We start from the raw sequence: 17,755 nt of genomic DNA, 5'->3' as shown, positions 1-17,755 counted from the left end.
CGCTCTCCGATGGTTCTTCAGGTCAGAGCGGCCGACACACCCAGTGTAGATAACGTCCCAAACCGGCAAAGGCCGGATGGCGACGGTGGGCCAGTTCCATTTCCAACAGCTGCGCAAGTTCTACGCGGCCTTGGAATTCCACTGGCATGTAGTCGTGGAAAACCCGCACGCCACTCTGGCTTTCGACCTGCCACAGGTCTTCAAGTTGCGCCGCCAATTCCCGCGGATCAAGGGGTTGTTGCGGCGTCAGGCTTTGTTTCTCGCCGGCCATGTCATTTTTGCGCAGCTTGCGGAAATGCCCTTTGAGCAGGTTGCGATAGACCAGCGCGTCGCGGTTGTAGAACGCCAGCGACAACCAGCCGCCAGGCTTCGTGAGCTGATGCAGCACCGGCAGGATCGCGTGGGGCTCGGCCAGCCATTCGAGCACTGCGTGGCACAGCACCAGGTCGTAAGGTTCGGTGAGCTGGCCAAGCAGATCCTGCCAAGGCGCCTGGATGAACGTTGCGTGCCGGCCGGCCTCGGCGAAGCGCTGACGGGCGCCTTCGAGCATGGGTTCGGCCGGCTCGGCCAAGGTGACCTGATGACCGCGCTCGGCCAGCCACAGCGACATATGGCCCAGGCCCGCACCGATGTCCAGTACGCGCAGCGGCCGCTCCGGCAGGCTTTCCAGCAAATCGGCCTGGAGCACGGCCAGGCGGATCGCCCCCTTGGCCCCGCCATAGATCTTTTCCGCGAAGCGCGTGGCGAGCTGATCGAAATGACGGTCACTCATGGACGAACCGCCGTTCGCTGTCGGCTAATTTGCTGCGCACCACGGCGTCCATATCCAGGCCCAACTCACTGCACAGCAGCAACAGGTACAACACGATGTCACCCACCTCCTGACCCGCGTGGGCCAGTTTATCCGCCGACAACTGCCGCGATTGGTCCTCGGTCAACCATTGGAAAATCTCGACCAGCTCGGCCATCTCCACGCTGGCGGCCATGGCGAGATTCTTCGGGCTGTGGAATTGCCGCCAGTCGTTACGGTCACGAATGGCATGCAGGCGTTCGGTCAGTTCAACAAGGTTCATCGGGCTCTCCTGAATGCGCATAGCTTCGGGGGGATGACGGGGGAAGGCAAGCGTCTCGGTACGAAGCGGCGAATTGCCTCATAATCGAACGATCGCAGCCGTCGCAGCTCCTACAATCAGGAGCCAACGGCTCGATTTCGATTCCTCTTCATCAGGATGCACACATGCAGGCAGAAAGCTTTTTCGAATGGCTCGGCCAGGCGCTCGGTTCGGTGATCCGTTTCATCGTCGACCTGCTCAGCGGCCTGTTCAACACCTTGGCCAATGCGGGCGGCAATTTTGTCGACGGATTGTCCCGCACGCTGGGCATGGACACCTCGATCATCAGCATCGTCGCGCTGATCCTCGGGCTGATGCTGTTGTACTCGGCGATCCGCGCCTTCATGCGGGCGTCGATCGTCATGGGCATTATCTGGCTGGTGCTCGGGTTGTGGTTGTTGAGTTGGATCATTCACTAAAGTCTCCTTCGTCCCCTTTCCTGACACCCTGTGGCGAGGGAGCTTGCTCCCGCTGGGCCGGGCTGGCGCTCCAGCGCGCAGCGGCCCTGCTTTTGGGGGGGACTGCTGCGCAGTCCAGCGGGAGCAAGCTCCCTCGCCACAATGAATCCAAGTTCCGCAGGGAACGACCAAACAATAACCCGCTACAATCGCGCTCCATCAAGGAGCCCGCATGTCCAACCTGATCGCCGACTGGCGCGACCGCTTCACCCATCGCCGGGTCTGGGCGGTCGCCGCACCGATGATTCTCTCCAACATTTCCGTGCCGTTGGTGGCGTTGGTCGACAGCACCGTCATCGGCCACTTGCCTCACGCCCATCAACTGGGCGCGGTGGCGGTCGGCGCAAGTCTGTATACGGTCCTGGCGTGGGCCATGGGGTTCTTGCGCATGGGCTCCACCGGGTTCGCCGCCCAGGCCGCCGGTCGGGGTGACGGCGCGGCATTGCGACAGGTCTTGCTGCAAGGATTGCTGCTGGCGATGGGGCTGGCGGTGACGCTCGGGGCTGTCGGGGTGCCCTTGAGCGATGTGGCGCTGCATTTCATGCAGCCGTCGGTAGAACTCAATCAACTGACCCGGGACTTCTTCCACACCCGCCTCTTCGGTTTGCCCGCGGCCCTGGCCAGTTACGCACTGGTCGGATGGTTCCTCGGCGCCCAGAACGCCCGGGCGCCGCTTGCGATCCTGTTGGTGACCAACCTGGTGAACATCGCCCTCAACCTCTGGTTCGTGATTGGCCTGGACTGGGGCGTGGTCGGTTCGGCCCGGGCGTCGGTAATCGCCGAGTGGACCGGTGCGCTAGTCGGCCTGGCCCTGGCGCGCAACACACTGCGCGCCTGGCCGGGGCAAATAGCCTGGGCAGCCTTGGGCTTATGGAAAAGCTGGCAGCCGCTGCTGGCGGTTAACCGGGACATCTTCATTCGCAGCCTGGTGCTGCAATCGGTGTTTTTCCTGATCACGGTGCAGGGCGCGCGCCTGGGGGATGCAACCGTGGCGGCCAACGCCTTGTTGCTGAACGGCCTGCTGCTGACCGCCCATGCACTGGACGGCCTGGCCCATGCTGTCGAAGCGCTGTGCGGCCACGCTATCGGCGCCCGCGATCGTCTGGCCTTGCGCCGTTCGCTGGTGGTCGCTTGCGGTTGGTCCTTGATCGCCAGTGTGGGGTTTGCCCTGCTGTTCCTGCTCGCAGGCCACCTGTTCATCGACCTGCAAACCGACATCGCCGATGTGCGCGACACCGCCTACCGTTACCTGCCTTACCTTGCGGCCCTGCCGCTGATTGCGGTCTGGAGCTATTTGCTCGACGGCCTGTTCATCGGCGCCACCCGCGCTCGGGAAATGCGCAACGGCATGCTCCTGACGTTGTTGCTCACGCTGCCGTTCGCCTGGATTTTGCAAGGTTTGGGCAATCACGGCTTGTGGATCACCTTCCTGCTGTTCATGTCATTGCGCAGCCTGACCCTGGGTACCGTCGCCTGGCGTTTGCAACGCAATGACGGCTGGCTCGAACCCCGCAGCACATGACGTTCAGCGATGCTTGCCCTGCCATAGCCGTCGCAGATGATCGAGGCGTTCGCGCTGCGACTCTCCTGGCAAGCTCGACACTGGCCGGGCGTCAGGGTATTGCAAGCGCAGCCACAGCCAGCCGTCGAGTACAGCCTGTTCGCTGAAGCCAAGGGCCAAGCCCTGCTGCAAATACCCCCAGAGCAACCAATAGTCGCGCCCCGTGGAGCGCGACCATCGCCAGACGTGGCGCTCCAGCAGACAGGCCTGCAACTTGCCCTGCTGCCTGTCGCTGAGACCCTGTTCATTGTCCAGTGCCGGCACCGGCAGCCCGGGGTTGGAGAGTTGTTGCCAGCCCTGACACCCCGTCGACCGATCAGCCCAGGTACCGCCGAACCAGCGCAACTGGTTGATCGGCCCCAGCCAGCGACTGAGTTCCCGAGGATCGCAACCATCGAAGAAATAACTGGCGGTATGGGGGTTGTAGTAACTCAGCAAGGCTTTGTGGTGCAGGCCCAGCGTCACCGTCAACATTCTTCGAAGGTGTACCAGGAGATGCTCGGCGGGCGTGGCGGTGAACAACAGCAAACCCGGCCAGGACCGCGCATCCAGATGACACAGGCTGGCCAGCGCAGGCGACTGCCGCAGATCCACCAGCAGCGGACCGTGTGCCCGCAGTCCATGGAATTCGGTATCTTCGAACAGGGCTAAGCGCCGGGCTTCGGCAAATTGCGCCTGCAGACGCGGCGCGGCGTCGGGGGCGTCCGACACGTCGAGCAGTAACCATTGAGGCGCGGGGCCAGGCATGACGGCGGCATTCATGGCGCCGCGTCCGTGACCATGCGGCAGGTGCATATCGACTGGGTACAGTGACTGAAGCGCCCCCCTCCGGGCAGCAGGCAGAGCAGGACCAGCGGCTCACCCTTCTGGATCGCGGAGAGCAACGGCGAATCGACGCCGGGCGGCAAGCGCATGTCCTCCAGCGTTTCGCTCGGAAGCGGGTCGCAGGCAATCTCCGCGCTGGCGGGGGAACCGAGGAAAGCACTGATCAGAGGACGATCCGGATCACCCTCGATGAAGCTCACCACCACCTCGGTGCCCTCGCGGATGCCCTCCACCGCACACCCTGCCAGCTCCGGCGCCAAGGGCAACCAGCAATGGCTGGGGCTGGCACCTTCTCCCTGATAAACCCAGTCGAACTGCACCGCCAGCCGCCCGGCCACCTGTTCTGCCGGAGCCTCGACTTCCACCACCCATCCACGTTGCCGACTCACCATGACAGGTTTTTCGGGAACCCTGCCCGCCACGAACGGCAACCCCCACGGGACGCCTCGAAACTGATTGGTGTACGCCCCACCCTGTCCACGATGTTCAACCTCGGTCAATAACCAACGCTGATTCCACTCTTTATAGGGATGCGCCGTCAACGACAGGATCTGGCCGCCGTACAGATGTGTCAGATCGCTGCTCCCACGAGCGACGAGCCCTCTCGAAGCGTCGATGTCGACCCTGAACGCATGCACTGCCGAAGCCTGTATTCCACTGCTGTAAACAGCCTTGCCAGCAGGAGAAGCGCTGCCCACGGTATCGGCGAACACCACGCCGTGTCCGTCTCGGCCCTGCTCGAAATGAAAATGAATGCCCGCTTGGGCGCACACCCGCTGGAGAAACTGCAGGTCGGATTCACGATATTGGGTACAGAAATCCTGCACGGGATAGTCGCGACTCAGGTCCAGGCAAACGTCGCGGCCGTTGATGCCGTGCTCCTTGAGCACCTGGCGGATGATCTGCGGTACCGAGCGTGCGCTGAACACGCGCTGGCTGAAGCGCAGTGCAAGGCATGCCAGCTTCGGCCCGATACGCACGCGGCAACCGATGCCATGTCGGTCTTGCACGAGCTCATGAAGCTGCCCGTGAATGCCTCGACCGGGGGGGCCAAAACTCAACCAGGCGCTTCGGTACAACAGACCCGCCAAATCCAGGGCCGGGTCGCCGGTCAGCACCTGCGCCTCAAAAACGAACGGCTCGCTGATGGCTTCACTGCCCGTGAAGGCCACGACGACGAAGGGTTCAGGCAGACCGGCTATCTCCAGACGAAATGACAGCTCGCAGGCTGGATCGGACATCGGCGTTTCTCTACAGGAGGGGCGACCGGGCATTCTCGCTGAGAGCCTTGGTCGAGTAGAGAGCTCAAGGACAGATTAGGAAAGGGACTACATGAAATAAGGACCTCGCCCGGTCAAACGCAGCAAAGTACGTAGCCGAATGCGAGAAAAATCCTTCCACGCAAACAATATGGCGAGGGAGCACGCTCCCTCGCCATATTCATTAACGCAACCGCTGCGCGACCCTGTCAGGAAGACAGATAGGACGAACGCGTCAGCCCCAGGCGCAGCGCATCCAGGAATTGCGTGCGCTCGGCGGCGGTGATACGGGCACTGGCGCACTTGTCGCGGTAATGCGTCATCAGCTCCTCCGGCGACAGGTGCACGTAGCGCAGCATGTCTTCGATGGTGTCGTGGGTTTCGATACCGGCGTGATACACGCTACCGTCGGCGTTCTGGTAGATGTTCACCGAGTCGGTGTCGCCGAACAGGTTGTGCATGTCGCCGAGAATTTCCTGGTAGGCACCCACCAGGAAAATACCCAGCAGATAGTCTTCACCCGGATTGAGCGAGTGGACCGGCAAGCTGGTCTCGATGCTCTGTTCGTCGACGTACTGCTTGATCTTGCCGTCGGAGTCGCAGGTCAGGTCTTGCAGCACGGCACGGCGCAATGGCTCTTCGTCAAGGCGATGCAGCGGCAGGATCGGCAACACCTGGCCGATGGCCCAAGTATCCGGCAGGCTCTGGAACACCGAGAAGTTGCAGATGTACTTGTCGGCCAGCTTGTCATTGAGCTCGTCCAGCACCTGGCGGTGCGAGCGCTGACGGGCCTTCAGCGAGTTGTGCAGGCGGCGGCACACAGCAAAGTAGCACTGCTCGGCCAGGGCTTTTTCTGCCAGGGTCAGCTTGCCGTCGGCGTACTGGGCAGCCACATCGCTCATGTAGTGGGTGGCGCGCCAGTAGGTCTCGGTGACCATCTCGATGTCGGTCGGCCCTAACAGGTCCACCAGCCATTGCACGGTTTCCGGCAGGCTTTCCTTGTTTTCGATCACCGGCACGTCATCGTGATGTTTCTCGACGTCGGTCACCTGCACCACCAGCATGGCGTGGTGGGCGGTCAGCGAGCGGCCACTTTCGGAGAAGATGTGCGGATGCGGCAGGCTCTGGGCGTCGCAGAACTCCTTGAGCATGCCCACCACGACACCGGCGTAATCGTCCATGTCGTAGTTGATCGAGCTGGCGTTGCGCGAGTGCGTACCGTCGTAGTCCACGCCCAGGCCACCGCCGACGTCGATGTGATCCACCGGCAGGCCAAGGTTGCGCAGCTCGCCGTAGTAACGGATCGCTTCCTTGAAGCCATGCTGGTAGTCCGCCAAGTTGGCGATCTGCGAACCCATGTGGAAATGCAGCAGGCGAATACCCTGGTCCAGGCCGGCGTCGCGGAAACGCTCAACCACCGAGAGCAATTGCGCGGCCGACAAGCCGAACTTGGATTTTTCACCACCGGTATCAGCCCATTTGCTCGACGCCAGGGACGACAGGCGCACCCGCAGGCCCACCTGTGGCTTGACCTTGAGCGAGGCGGCTTCTTCGATCACCAGGCCGACTTCGGATTCTTTTTCAATCACGATGAAGACATTGTGGCCGAGCTTCTGGCCCATCAGCGCGAGGCGGATGAACTCACGGTCCTTGTAGCCGTTGCAGACGATGGTCCCGCCCTTCGGCGCCAGGGCCAGCACCGCCAACAGCTCGGGCTTGGAGCCAGCCTCAAGGCCGATGGAGACGTTCTGGGTCGCGATGATGTTCTCGATCACCGCTTCCTGCTGGTTCACCTTGATCGGATAGAGCGCGGTGTACTGGCTCTGGTATTCCAGGCGCGCGATGTTGCTGTCGAACGCGCCGGTGAGCTGACGCACCCGGTCTTGCAGGATGTCGGGGAAGCGCACCAGCAAGGGCAGCGAAAGGCCGCTCTGGCGCAGCTGGTCGACTTGCTCGTACAAATCGATAGGCGAGCTGTCGGGGCCATTCGGACGGACTTCGACGCGACCGGCTTCATTGATCGCGAAATACCCGGCCCCCCAATGGCGGATCCCGTAAACACTGCGGCTGTCCGCAACTGTCCATTGGCTGCCATCGTCTTTGCGTGTGCGTCGTACGGACATCGAAGTCCCCTATAAAGAAGTCAAAATGCACCATCCGGTCGGAGGCTGGCGCAGTCTAGAGAATGGAAATGACGATTTGCCTGTAAGCAAGGTAGACCCTGCCCGCAGCGCTGAGTTTAAAACCCGTTCAGAACAGGCTCTGTGAAAACCATGCGGGCGACTGGCGAACCGGGGTTCGGATCAAGCCGGGGTGGTTTTCACAGAGGCTGCTAGCCGCCGGATTTCCTTGCCTTGAAGCCGTGTTTGGTGAGTTCCGCCAACAGCAGCTCGACGTGATCGCCCTGGATCTCGATGACGCCGTCCTTCAACGCGCCACCCGTACCGCAACGTTTCTTCAACGTCGTCGCCAGTTCCTTGAGGGCGTCTTCGGCCAGCGGCACGCCAGTAATCGTAGTCACTGTCTTGCCACCGCGACCTTTGCTTTCGCGGCGCACGCGCGCGATACCGTCGCCGGCGGGAATGGCGGTCTGTCTGCAGATGCAGGCATCCACCGGCTGGCGGCAATCAGGGCAATGACGACCGGCGTCGGTAGAAAATACCAGGCCGCCCAGGGCGGCGAAGGATGCGGCTTTTTTGGCCACCGGCAATCCTCTTGGGAGGACAAAGACTGGTCGAGGGGCGAAAGTGCCTCGACCGCGAAGCCCCACTCAGGCAGGGGCAGCGCAACTGGGCCGAACGATGTCGGCCAAGCTTGAAAAGTCGCGCAGTGTAACGACAAAAAGGCGACTTGCTAAGGGCCAATCGGCGCCAATTTACAGCTTCTTTGCGACACCGCCCTCCCGGGCTCGCAAATAACGTCCGAGCGCCGCCAGGGAGTCCGGGCAATAAGGCTTGTGGCGGATTTCCTCCAGCACCTGTTCGACGGGCAAAAAACGCGCCTCCAGCACTTCTTCCGGCTGCAGGATCAACGGACCGTCCCACACGGCCGAAAACGCCGAGCACCACAAGCGACTGCCGGTGTCCTCGAAATAGAAATGGTCATGGGCAACCAGATCCACCCCGCTTACACCCAGTTCCTCCTCAAGCTCACGGGCTGCCGACTCGGCGTAGGTCTCGTGCGCCTGCACCATGCCACCGGCCGCGACGTCCCAATAGCCGGGATAGATGGCTTTGCTCAACGTCCTGCGATGAACGCACAAGTCACCGGCCGAATTGAACAGCATGATGTAGGTGCCGCGTCCGATCAGGCCGCGCTCGCGCAAGTCTGAACGCACCAGGCTGCCGAGCAGGTTGTCATGCTCATCGACCCAAGCGATCAGCTCGGCATCCGAGGCCGCTCGGTGAGCGACCTCCCGGGTGCTTTCGTCCATCGGTCAGCCCTGGTTCAGCAATTGCCGCAAGTCGATTACCGCTGCGTTGGCGCGGGAGATGTAATTGGCCATGACCAGCGAATGGTTTGCCAACACACCGAAACCGCTGCCGTTGAGGATCATCGGGCTCCAGACCGGTTCCTGGGAAGCCTCAAGCTCGCGAATGATCTGCCGCACACTGACCGTGGCGTTTTTCTTCGCCAATACATCGGCGAAATCCACTTCAATGGCGCGCAGCAAATGGGACAGCGCCCAAGCCTGGCCACGTGCTTCATAGAACACGTTATCGATTTGCAGCCATGGCGTCTCGACCACTTCTTCATCCACCTGCGGTACCTGGCCTGGAGCCGGGACCTCGGTTTTCAGCGAAGTGTTGAGCTTCACCCGGCCCACGCTGGCAGACAACCGCTGGGACAGCGAGCCCAGGCGAGTGCCGACATCGCCCAGCCAGTTGTTCAGGTTGTCGGCGCGGGCATAGAACAAAGCGCTCTTTTGGGCCGGATCGGAGAGACGCGCCTGATAACGGCTCAGGGAATTGATGCCTTCCTGGTATTCCGACTCACTGGAGGGCAGCACCCAACTGCGGTTGTCGAAGTTGAAGCGCGGCTCGGCCTTGGCAAGGTCGGCGTCCTCTGCGGACTGCGATTGGGAACGGGCGAAATCCTTGCGCAGGGCGCGACTCAAGTCGCGAACCTGGACCAGGACGCCGTATTCCCAACTCGGCATGTTGTCCATCCAAAGGCCTGGGGGGAAACGGTCGTTGGAGATGTAGCCGCCCTGCTTGGTCAGCAAAGTTCCGGCCACGGTCTTGAGGGTTTCGACGGTGGTGTAGCCGACCACCATTTGTTTGCCATCCTTCTCGGCCGCTGCCTGGGCATTCTGCTGCACCGGAAACAGCGCAGGCTCCTGGCTCCAATACCAACCCACCGCAATGGTCACCAGCAAATAGAGACCGATGAGCGTGGCCAGTGCCCGGCTGAAAAACAGCCCGCCCAGGTAGCTGCGGGTGTCCGATTTCGGCTCGGCGGCGCGTTCAGGCGCGCTGCCCGCGCGGTTTTTCCAGTCCAGCATGGCGATGTCCCTTCAATCACTTGAGTTCACGGTTCGACCACAACCTTACATCAACGTGCCTTGGCCGGCATCCGTCGTTGGGCTTATCGGAGAATTACCACCAGGAAGCCAAGTGACTCCTAAGGGTTTCCCTTAACTCTGCCGGCCGAAAATTCAGGGCGGTCATCTCCACATACGCCTGCGTGCGGGCAGATCGGTTCTTTTTACACAGCGGAGCAGGCATGCAAATAGGATCCAAAAAACCGCTGCACCTGTTGATTTCAGGGCATTGAAGGACAGAGGCCAGCCGATTGAAAACCGCTCGGTCAGAAACTGAATGGCATCTCTTGGCAGTTTATTGACGTACGACACTCATGTAAGGGAAAAGAGGTGCTAGCATAGAGCCACCAGTCGATCTCAGCATGCCCCCTAACTAGTAGTCAGGATATGACCGAGTCAGAAGACCCCAGCCGTGAGCGCCTCAAGCACCACTTTGCCCAGCGGGTAATTCACCAGGCTCGCCAGATCCTCGAGATATGGCAGCGCCTGCAACGCAGCGAGTGGTCGAGTAACGACCTGTCCGAGCTCAGCGAAGCCAATTTGCGCCTGCTGCGCTTTGCCGAGCGTTTCGAACAGCCCGAGCATTGCCAGCTCGCCCAAGGCATCAGCCAGTCGCTGCAGGCGGTGGACGCCAATCGTGGGCGCCTCAGCAGCCATTTGATCACCGAGATCAATCGCTTGATGCAACGCCTGTCCCGCACCGGCCTGCGCCACGGCGACCAGCTCGAGCAGACCTTCTTGCCGCCGCTGCGCAAGCCGATCTACGTGATGCTGCAAGACCACGACCGCGCCGAACGGCTGGCCAAGCAACTGGAATTCTTCGGCCTCAGTGCCCAGGCGCTGGACAGTGTCGCGGCGTTCCGGGCCTCGATGATCGAGCGCCTGCCCGCGGCGATCGTCATGGATGTGGATTTCAGCGGCCCCGGCGCGGGCCTGACCTTAGCGGCCCAAGCCCAGGAAGGACTCGACCAGGCCATTCCATTGCTTTTCTTCAGCCTGCTCGAAACCGACACACCCACCCGCCTGGCAGCGGTGCGCGCCGGTGGCCAGGAATTTCTCACCGGCACGCTCGAAGCCTCGAGCCTGTTGGAAAAGATCGAAGTGCTGACCTGCGTCGCCCAGTACGAACCTTATAAAGTGCTGATCATCGATGACTCCCGCGCCCAGGCCTTGCACACCGAGCGCCTGCTCAACAGCGCAGGCATCGTCACCCGCACACTCATCGAGCCGATCCAGGCCATGGCCGAACTGGCGGATTTCCAGCCCGACCTGATCATTCTCGACATGTACATGCCCGCCTGCACCGGCACGGAACTGGCCAAGGTGATTCGCCACAACGACCGCTATGTCAGCGTGCCGATCATCTACCTGTCCGCCGAAGACGATCTGGACAAGCAGCTCGACGCCATGAGCGAAGGCGGCGATGACTTCCTGACCAAACCGATCAAGCCCCGGCACCTGATCACCACAGTGCGCAACCGCGCAGCCCGGGCGCGCAATCTCAAGGCGCGGATGGTCCGCGACAGCCTCACCGGCCTCTACAACCACACCCACATCCTGCAATTGCTCGAAGACTGCAGCTTCCGCGCCCGCCGCGAGGGCAAGCCGCTGAGCTTCGCGATGCTGGACATCGATCATTTCAAGCGAGTCAATGACAGCCACGGCCACCCCATGGGCGACCGGGTGATCAAGAGCCTGGCGCTGTTTCTCAAACAGCGGCTGCGCAAGACCGATTTCATCGGGCGCTATGGCGGCGAAGAATTCGCCATCGTCATGCCCGATACCGACATCGATGCGGCCTGCAAGGTACTGGACGAAATCCGCCAGCGTTTTGCCGAAATCCATTACCCAGCCCAACCGCAAGACCTGTGGTGCACTTTCAGCGCCGGGGTGGTGGAGATGAGCGAGGAGTCCGACAGCCTGATGATGGCCAGCCAGGCGGACGAAGCGCTGTACCGCGCCAAGCACGCAGGGCGCAACCGGGTACAGAGCGCCAGGCAATCAAAGCAAAGTGCCACCTTTTCATCGGAATCCACCGATTCGGTCATAAACTTGTAACGTAAACGCAATAACTTCAGGCACTTACGATTCTGCCCCCGGTAGACCCTTGATGCGCCTGAAGCTGCTGACCAATCTCAACACCCTTCTTTTAGTTGCCGTGTGCCTTGGCCTTGGCGCCACCCTTTGGTGGTCGCAGATCGCCTTGGAACGTCCGTATCTACTCATGGAACGCTACCTGGGCCTGTCGCGGCAGTTCCAGGGCGAAGTGGCACGCAATATCGAGGATTACCTGGCCAGCGGCGACGCCCTGCGCCTCAGCGCGGCCACCCAAGCGCTGGAAAGCTTGCAAAACGAACTGGACCAGTTCCCCCCGGACCTGGCCAAGACCCTGCGCCCGAGCCTGGCGAACCTCGACAGCTTCAGCAAGACCGACCTGCTGGCCGCCGGCAAATTGGCCGGCGACCCCCAGGCCCTGTTGTTGCAAGCCGAACGGGAACTGAGCGCCAGCCTCGATCAGTTGGCCCAGTACGCCAACGGCGCGCCCGCTTATCTGCCGCCGCTGTTCGCCGCGTCGCAGCATCTGGGCCGTTTGTCCCTCGCCCGAGACAAACTCGTCAGCAGTGGCCGTAGCGAATTGGCCGCCGACGTCGAAAGGGAACTTGTCAGTATCCGCGCCCAGGCCCAACAGCTCGATAGCCTGCCATTGCTCGGCGTCACCGCCAGCAGCGAATCGGGCAGTGATGATTTCGCCGCCATGATGGGTTTGGAGTCCCAGGAAAAGGCCGCTACCGAAGACGCCGGTATCGCGCTCAAGCGTGAGCTCAACAGCCTGCTCGGACGTTACCCGGCGGAACTGGCCCGCACCCGCGAATTGATTCAGAAACGCACCGAACTGAGCGATGCTTCGCACCTGAAAACCACCAATGTACAACAAGCGATCGATGCCATGGAGCCCGCGGTGCGCGCCCAGCACGGACGAATCCAGGGCGAGGTACGCATGATCCAGGGCGTGATGATCGGCCTGATCCTGCTGATCGCACTGCTGATCGATACCCTGCAGCGGCGCCTGGCCCGGACGTTGACCCGCCTTGCTCCAGCCTTGTCGACCTGGGCAGAAGGAGATTTCAGCGGCGATATCCACGTGGGCGCCAGCAACCGTGAACTGAAGGATATCGAAGCCTCTCTCAACCGCCTGCGGGCTTATCTGGTGGACCTGGTGGGCGCCATCCGCCAGAACGCCGAGCAAGTGGCCGGCAGCAGCCGGGCCTTGGCCGAACTGAGCGGCGAGCTGCACAGCGGCGCCGAACACCAGGCGGGCGATACTGCGTTGATTCGTGACTCCCTCAGCGAACTCGAGGCGACCATCCAACAGGTGGCCGGCGATGCCAGCCAGGCCGCCGATGCCAGTCGCAGCGCCGGGAATGCGGTGGAGCACGGGCAGAAAGTCATCGGCCAGAGCCTCGCCGGCCTCCATGCGCTGGTGGGCGAGGTGCAAGGCAACGCGCAGATGATCGAACAACTGGCCGAGGAATCGGCGACCATTGGCGGCGTGCTGACGGTCATTCGCTCGATTGCCGACCAGACCAACCTCTTGGCCCTCAACGCCGCCATCGAAGCCGCCCGCGCCGGGGAGATGGGCCGCGGCTTTGCGGTGGTGGCCGAGGAAGTCCGCTCCCTGGCCCAGCGCACGGCTGGCGCCACCTCGGAAATCCAGGCGCTGATCGCCCGCTTGCAACTGGCCGCGCGCCAGTCGGTGGACGGCATGCGTGCCCAGGTCGAACACGCCGAAGCCACCGCTAACCAGGCACAAGCGGCCGACGGCGCGCTGGACACCATCGTCGGGGCCATCCAGACCATTGCCGATACGGCCGTGCGCATCGCCGATGTCACCGCCCAGCAAAGCGACGCCGTCAGCGAGATACGCGACCACAGCGAGCGGATACATCAACTGGGTGGAGACAATCTGCAGCGCATCGGCCAGGGGCGAGAACAGGGCGACAACCTGCTGGTGCTCGGCGGACGGCTGCATACCGCGGTGCAGGCGTTTCGGGTGTGACTTCAACAAACACCACACATCCATTGTGGGAGCGAACCTGCTCGCGAAAGCGGTAGATCAGCTTGCCTTGATGTTGGGTGTACCGCCGTCTTCGCGAGCAAGCTCGCTCCCACAGTAATCCGGTTGATCGCAGGGTGAATGTCCACATTGATTCCGGTGTGGGTTCGGCTTCCAACCGTATGACCAGATCAGAAACCTCGGTCATAAATTTCGCGCAAACATCGGTCAACGTGCTGGCTATTGCCGAGAACTGGACAGTCATTAAGGCTTTGCGGCATAGTCTCCGGGTTCTGACACCTGCTCACGGATAACAAGGAACAGCAGATGGCGACCCTCTTGGTCCTGCACGGACCCAACCTGAACCTGCTGGGCACCCGCGAACCGGGCGTCTACGGCGCGGTGACACTGGCCCAGATCAACCAGGACCTGGAGCAGCGGGCCCGCAATGCCGGCCACCATTTGCTCTATCTGCAAAGCAACGCCGAATATGAGCTGATCGACCGCATCCATGCCGCGCGTGGCGAAGGCGTGGATTTCATTTTGATCAATCCAGCAGCTTTTACACACACAAGTGTCGCATTACGTGACGCGCTGCTGGCGGTGAGCATCCCATTCATCGAAGTGCATTTGTCCAACGTGCACAAACGCGAACCTTTCCGCCATCACTCTTACTTCTCGGATGTAGCGGTGGGAGTGATCTGCGGCCTTGGCGCCAGCGGTTACCGACTGGCCCTGGAGGCCGCTCTAGAGCAGCTTGAAAAACAGGCAACAGCTTGAACAACAAGCGTTAAACGCCCCTGACCGACCCTTGGGAGTTGATGATTCATGGATATCCGTAAAGTTAAGAAATTGATCGAATTGCTGGAAGAGTCCGGCATCGACGAGCTCGAGATCAAGGAAGGCGAAGAGTCCGTACGCATCAGCCGCCACAGCAAGACCCCGGCCCAGCAGTTCTATGCACCGGCCCCGATGCAAGCCCCGGCTGCCGCACCGGCTCCGGCCGTCGCGCCAGTAGCCGCTGCCGCACCAGCCGCACCTGCGGCGCCAGCGCTGAACGGCACCGTCGCTCGTTCACCAATGGTGGGTACGTTCTATCGCAAGTCTTCGCCATCCTCGCCGTCGTTCGTTGAAGTCGGCCAGACCGTGAAGAAAGGCGACACCTTGTGCATCGTCGAAGCCATGAAGATGATGAACCACATCGAAGCTGAAACCAGCGGTGTGATCGAATCCATCCTCGTTGAAGACGGCCAGCCGGTTGAGTACGACCAACCGCTGTTCACCATCGTTTGAACCGCGGAGAGCCTTTGATGACTGCGAAGTTGGAAAAAGTTCTGATCGCTAACCGCGGTGAGATCGCCCTGCGGATTCTGCGTGCCTGCAAAGAGATGGGCATCAAGACCGTCGCCGTTTACTCCAAGGCCGACAAAGAACTGATGCACCTGGGCCTGGCGGACGAGTCCGTCTGCATCGGTCCGGCGTCGGCTGCGCATTCCTACCTGCACATCCCGGCGATCATCGCCGCCGCCGAAGTGACCGGTGCCACCGCCATTCACCCTGGCTACGGTTTCCTCGCGGAAAACGCCGACTTCGCCGAACAGGTCGAAAACTCCGGCTTTGCCTTCATTGGTCCGAAAGCCGACACCATCCGCCTGATGGGCGACAAGGTTTCGGCCAAGCACGCCATGATTGCTGCCGGCGTACCGACCGTTCCGGGTTCCGACGGTCCGCTGCCTGAAGACGAAGAAACTGCTTTGCGCATTGGTCGCGAAGTCGGTTATCCGGTGATCATCAAGGCCGCTGGCGGCGGCGGTGGTCGCGGCATGCGTGTGGTGCACAAGGAAGAAGACCTGATTTCCTCGGCCAAACTGACCCGCTCCGAAGCAGGCGCGGCGTTCGGCAACCCGATGGTCTATCTGGAAAAATTCCTGACCAACCCACGTCACGTCGAAGTCCAGGTACTGTCTGACGGTCAAGGCCATGCCATCCACCTGGGCGACCGCGATTGCTCGCTGCAACGCCGTCACCAGAAGGTCCTCGAAGAAGCACCGGCACCGGGCATCGACGAGCAGGCTCGCCAGGAAGTCCTGGCTCGCTGCGTCAAGGCCTGTATCGACATCGGCTACCGTGGCGCCGGCACCTTCGAGTTCCTCTACGAAAACGGTCGTTTCTATTTCATCGAAATGAACACCCGTGTTCAGGTGGAGCACCCGGTTTCGGAAATGGTCACCGGTATCGACATCGTCAAGGAGATGCTCAGCATCGCCGCCGGCAACAAGCTGTCGTTCACCCAGGATGACGTGGTCATCCGCGGTCACTCGCTGGAGTGCCGGATCAACGCCGAAGACCCGAAGACCTTCATGCCAAGCCCAGGCACGGTCAAGCATTTCCATGCCCCAGGCGGCAACGGCGTTCGCGTCGATTCGCACCTGTACAGCGGTTATGCGGTTCCGCCGAACTACGACTCGTTGATCGGCAAGCTGATCACCTACGGGGCGACCCGTGACGAAGCCATGGCGCGCATGCGCAATGCGCTGGACGAAATCGTGGTAGACGGGATCAAGACCAACATCCCGCTGCACCGCGACCTCGTCCGCGACGAAGGCTTCTGCAAAGGTGGCGTCAACATCCATTACCTGGAACACAAGCTGGGTAACCAGCACTGATGTTTCAAAGGATGTAAAAAAGACCCTGGTCCGTTTTGGCCCGGGGTCTTTTTTTGTGTGCTTCACGATACGCATCCACCCCTTCGGACAGCACACGACTCGCTTATCCACTTTGATGACGACCTGGCGTACACTGCGCGCCTTTGCAGCTGCGCGCTGCCCCCTGTCGATTTTTTCAAAGGTGCCCGCCATGCCTTGGCTGCAAGTACGCCTGGCCATCAGCCCGGAACAAGCCGAAACCTACGAAGATGCGCTCCTTGAAGTCGGTGCCGTGTCGGTGACTTTCATGGACGCCGAAGACCAGCCGATCTTCGAGCCTGAGCTCAATACCACCCCACTGTGGTCCCACACCCACTTGCTGGCGTTGTTCGAAGGCGGCACCGAGGCGGCCAGCGTGCTCGCCCACCTGGCGCTGCTGACCGGCAGCCCGTTGCCCGAGCATCACAGCGAAGTGATCGAAGACCAGGATTGGGAACGCAGCTGGATGGATAACTTCCAGCCGATGCGTTTCGGCCAGCGCCTGTGGATCGTGCCGAGCTGGCATGCCGCGCCGGAACCTGACGCAGTGAACCTGCTGCTGGACCCGGGCCTGGCGTTCGGCACCGGCACCCACCCCACCACCGCGCTGTGCCTGGAATGGCTCGACGGCCAGGACCTCAAGGGCTGCAATGTGCTGGACTTCGGCTGCGGCTCGGGAATCCTGGCCATCGCCGCACTGCTGCTGGGCGCCAAGGAAGCGGTCGGCACCGACATCGATGTCCAGGCCTTGGAAGCATCCCGCGACAACGCCGGGCGCAACAACATTGCCGAAGATCTGTTCCCGCTGTACCTGCCGCAGGATCTGCCGAACGTGCAGGCCGACGTACTGGTGGCCAACATTCTCGCTGGCCCGCTGGTGTCGCTGGCGCCGCAATTGTCGGGCCTGGTCAAGCCCGGCGGACGCTTGGCGTTGTCGGGCATCCTCGCCGAACAGGGCGAAGAAGTCGCCGCCGCTTATGCTGCGGACTTTGACCTGGACCCGATCGCCAATCGTGATGGCTGGGTGCGCATCACCGGACGTCGGCGCTAGAATGGCCGCCTGTATCAACCGGATTGCCGCATGACCGACAGCTTCGTCACCCAGTGCCCGCATTGCCACACCAGTTTTCGCGTCAGCCATGCTCAATTGAGCGTGGCCCGCGGGGTGGTTCGCTGTGGCTCGTGCCTGCAAGTGTTCAATGCCGCGCGGCAACTGCTGGAGCAACGCACGGGCAATAACGGCGCGCCCCCCCTGGCCC

The 17,755-nt window shown here is 61.7% G+C and carries 17 protein-coding genes; 9 read left to right on the top strand and 8 right to left on the bottom strand.

Annotated features, from left to right (window positions below):
- Positions 1-22 precede the first annotated feature (22 nt).
- Both Q7C33_RS28200 and Q7C33_RS28195 read right to left on the bottom strand, forming a co-directional pair.
- Positions 23-772, bottom strand: a complete 750-nt coding sequence (locus Q7C33_RS28200; RefSeq protein WP_198797874.1) for a methyltransferase — start codon at positions 770-772, stop codon at positions 23-25.
- Positions 765-1,073, bottom strand: coding sequence for a MazG-like family protein (locus Q7C33_RS28195; RefSeq protein WP_323154802.1), 309 nt, complete (start codon positions 1,071-1,073; stop codon positions 765-767). The genes Q7C33_RS28200 and Q7C33_RS28195 overlap by 8 nt, the downstream gene beginning before the upstream one ends.
- A gap of 164 nt (positions 1,074-1,237) precedes the next feature.
- Here Q7C33_RS28195 and Q7C33_RS28190 point away from each other — a divergent pair, with 164 nt between their 5' ends.
- Together Q7C33_RS28190 and Q7C33_RS28185 are read left to right on the top strand one after the other, a co-directional pair.
- Positions 1,238-1,531 (top strand): hypothetical protein, encoded by a 294-nt coding sequence (locus tag Q7C33_RS28190; RefSeq protein WP_030138039.1) that lies wholly within the window; start codon positions 1,238-1,240, stop codon positions 1,529-1,531.
- Between the two features lie 211 nt (positions 1,532-1,742).
- Entirely contained in the window at positions 1,743-3,092 is a 1,350-nt protein-coding gene (locus tag Q7C33_RS28185; protein ID WP_323154801.1) for an MATE family efflux transporter, read from the top strand.
- A gap of 3 nt (positions 3,093-3,095) precedes the next feature.
- On the opposite strand, the gene Q7C33_RS28180 is transcribed toward Q7C33_RS28185, so the two are convergent.
- From Q7C33_RS28180 to Q7C33_RS28155, 6 genes are all read right to left on the bottom strand, one after another.
- On the bottom strand, positions 3,096-3,893 hold the full coding sequence (locus Q7C33_RS28180) for a DUF4123 domain-containing protein (protein WP_030138037.1): 798 nt from the start codon (positions 3,891-3,893) through the stop codon (positions 3,096-3,098).
- Entirely contained in the window at positions 3,890-5,197 is a 1,308-nt protein-coding gene (locus Q7C33_RS28175; protein WP_407684549.1) for a contractile injection system protein, VgrG/Pvc8 family, read from the bottom strand. The genes Q7C33_RS28180 and Q7C33_RS28175 overlap by 4 nt, the downstream gene beginning before the upstream one ends.
- Positions 5,198-5,424: 227 nt before the next feature.
- A complete protein-coding gene (gene speA, locus Q7C33_RS28170; RefSeq protein ID WP_198797871.1) occupies positions 5,425-7,338 on the bottom strand; it encodes an arginine decarboxylase in 1,914 nt (637 codons plus the stop codon).
- Positions 7,339-7,547: 209 nt separating this feature from the next.
- Positions 7,548-7,919 (bottom strand): translation initiation factor Sui1, encoded by a 372-nt coding sequence (locus Q7C33_RS28165; protein ID WP_334598746.1) that lies wholly within the window; start codon positions 7,917-7,919, stop codon positions 7,548-7,550.
- Positions 7,920-8,090: 171 nt separating this feature from the next.
- The gene (locus Q7C33_RS28160; RefSeq protein ID WP_030138033.1) at positions 8,091-8,648 is read right to left on the bottom strand and encodes an NUDIX hydrolase; all 558 of its coding nucleotides are present in this window, start codon (positions 8,646-8,648) and stop codon (positions 8,091-8,093) included.
- A gap of 3 nt (positions 8,649-8,651) precedes the next feature.
- The gene (locus Q7C33_RS28155; protein ID WP_030138032.1) at positions 8,652-9,719 is read right to left on the bottom strand and encodes a DUF2333 family protein; all 1,068 of its coding nucleotides are present in this window, start codon (positions 9,717-9,719) and stop codon (positions 8,652-8,654) included.
- Between the two features lie 426 nt (positions 9,720-10,145).
- Here Q7C33_RS28155 and Q7C33_RS28150 point away from each other — a divergent pair, with 426 nt between their 5' ends.
- The 7 genes from Q7C33_RS28150 to Q7C33_RS28120 form a co-directional block, all read left to right on the top strand.
- Positions 10,146-11,816, top strand: a complete 1,671-nt coding sequence (locus Q7C33_RS28150) for a diguanylate cyclase (RefSeq protein ID WP_407684548.1) — start codon at positions 10,146-10,148, stop codon at positions 11,814-11,816.
- 52 nt (positions 11,817-11,868) lie between these two features.
- The gene (locus Q7C33_RS28145; protein WP_407684547.1) at positions 11,869-13,815 is read left to right on the top strand and encodes a methyl-accepting chemotaxis protein; all 1,947 of its coding nucleotides are present in this window, start codon (positions 11,869-11,871) and stop codon (positions 13,813-13,815) included.
- Positions 13,816-14,139: 324 nt separating this feature from the next.
- Positions 14,140-14,592, top strand: a complete 453-nt coding sequence (aroQ, locus tag Q7C33_RS28140; RefSeq protein ID WP_018605716.1) for a type II 3-dehydroquinate dehydratase — start codon at positions 14,140-14,142, stop codon at positions 14,590-14,592.
- 48 nt (positions 14,593-14,640) lie between these two features.
- Positions 14,641-15,105 carry an acetyl-CoA carboxylase biotin carboxyl carrier protein gene (gene accB, locus Q7C33_RS28135; protein WP_198797868.1) on the top strand — a complete coding sequence of 155 codons (465 nt, stop codon included), beginning with the start codon at positions 14,641-14,643 and terminating at the stop codon, positions 15,103-15,105.
- 17 nt (positions 15,106-15,122) lie between these two features.
- Positions 15,123-16,478, top strand: coding sequence for an acetyl-CoA carboxylase biotin carboxylase subunit (accC, locus tag Q7C33_RS28130; RefSeq protein WP_030138028.1), 1,356 nt, complete (start codon positions 15,123-15,125; stop codon positions 16,476-16,478).
- Between the two features lie 190 nt (positions 16,479-16,668).
- Positions 16,669-17,547, top strand: a complete 879-nt coding sequence (gene prmA, locus Q7C33_RS28125) for a 50S ribosomal protein L11 methyltransferase (protein WP_407684546.1) — start codon at positions 16,669-16,671, stop codon at positions 17,545-17,547.
- 30 nt (positions 17,548-17,577) lie between these two features.
- Positions 17,578-17,755, top strand: a 178-nt coding sequence (locus tag Q7C33_RS28120; protein WP_407684559.1) for an MJ0042-type zinc finger domain-containing protein, incomplete at its 3' end; no start/stop codon positions are given.

The sequence above is a fragment of the Pseudomonas sp. BP11-1-1 genome, from assembly GCF_052112105.1.
Taxonomy (GTDB): domain Bacteria; phylum Pseudomonadota; class Gammaproteobacteria; order Pseudomonadales; family Pseudomonadaceae; genus Aquipseudomonas; species Aquipseudomonas alvandae.
This window is presented reverse-complemented; position numbering and strand designations above follow the sequence as displayed.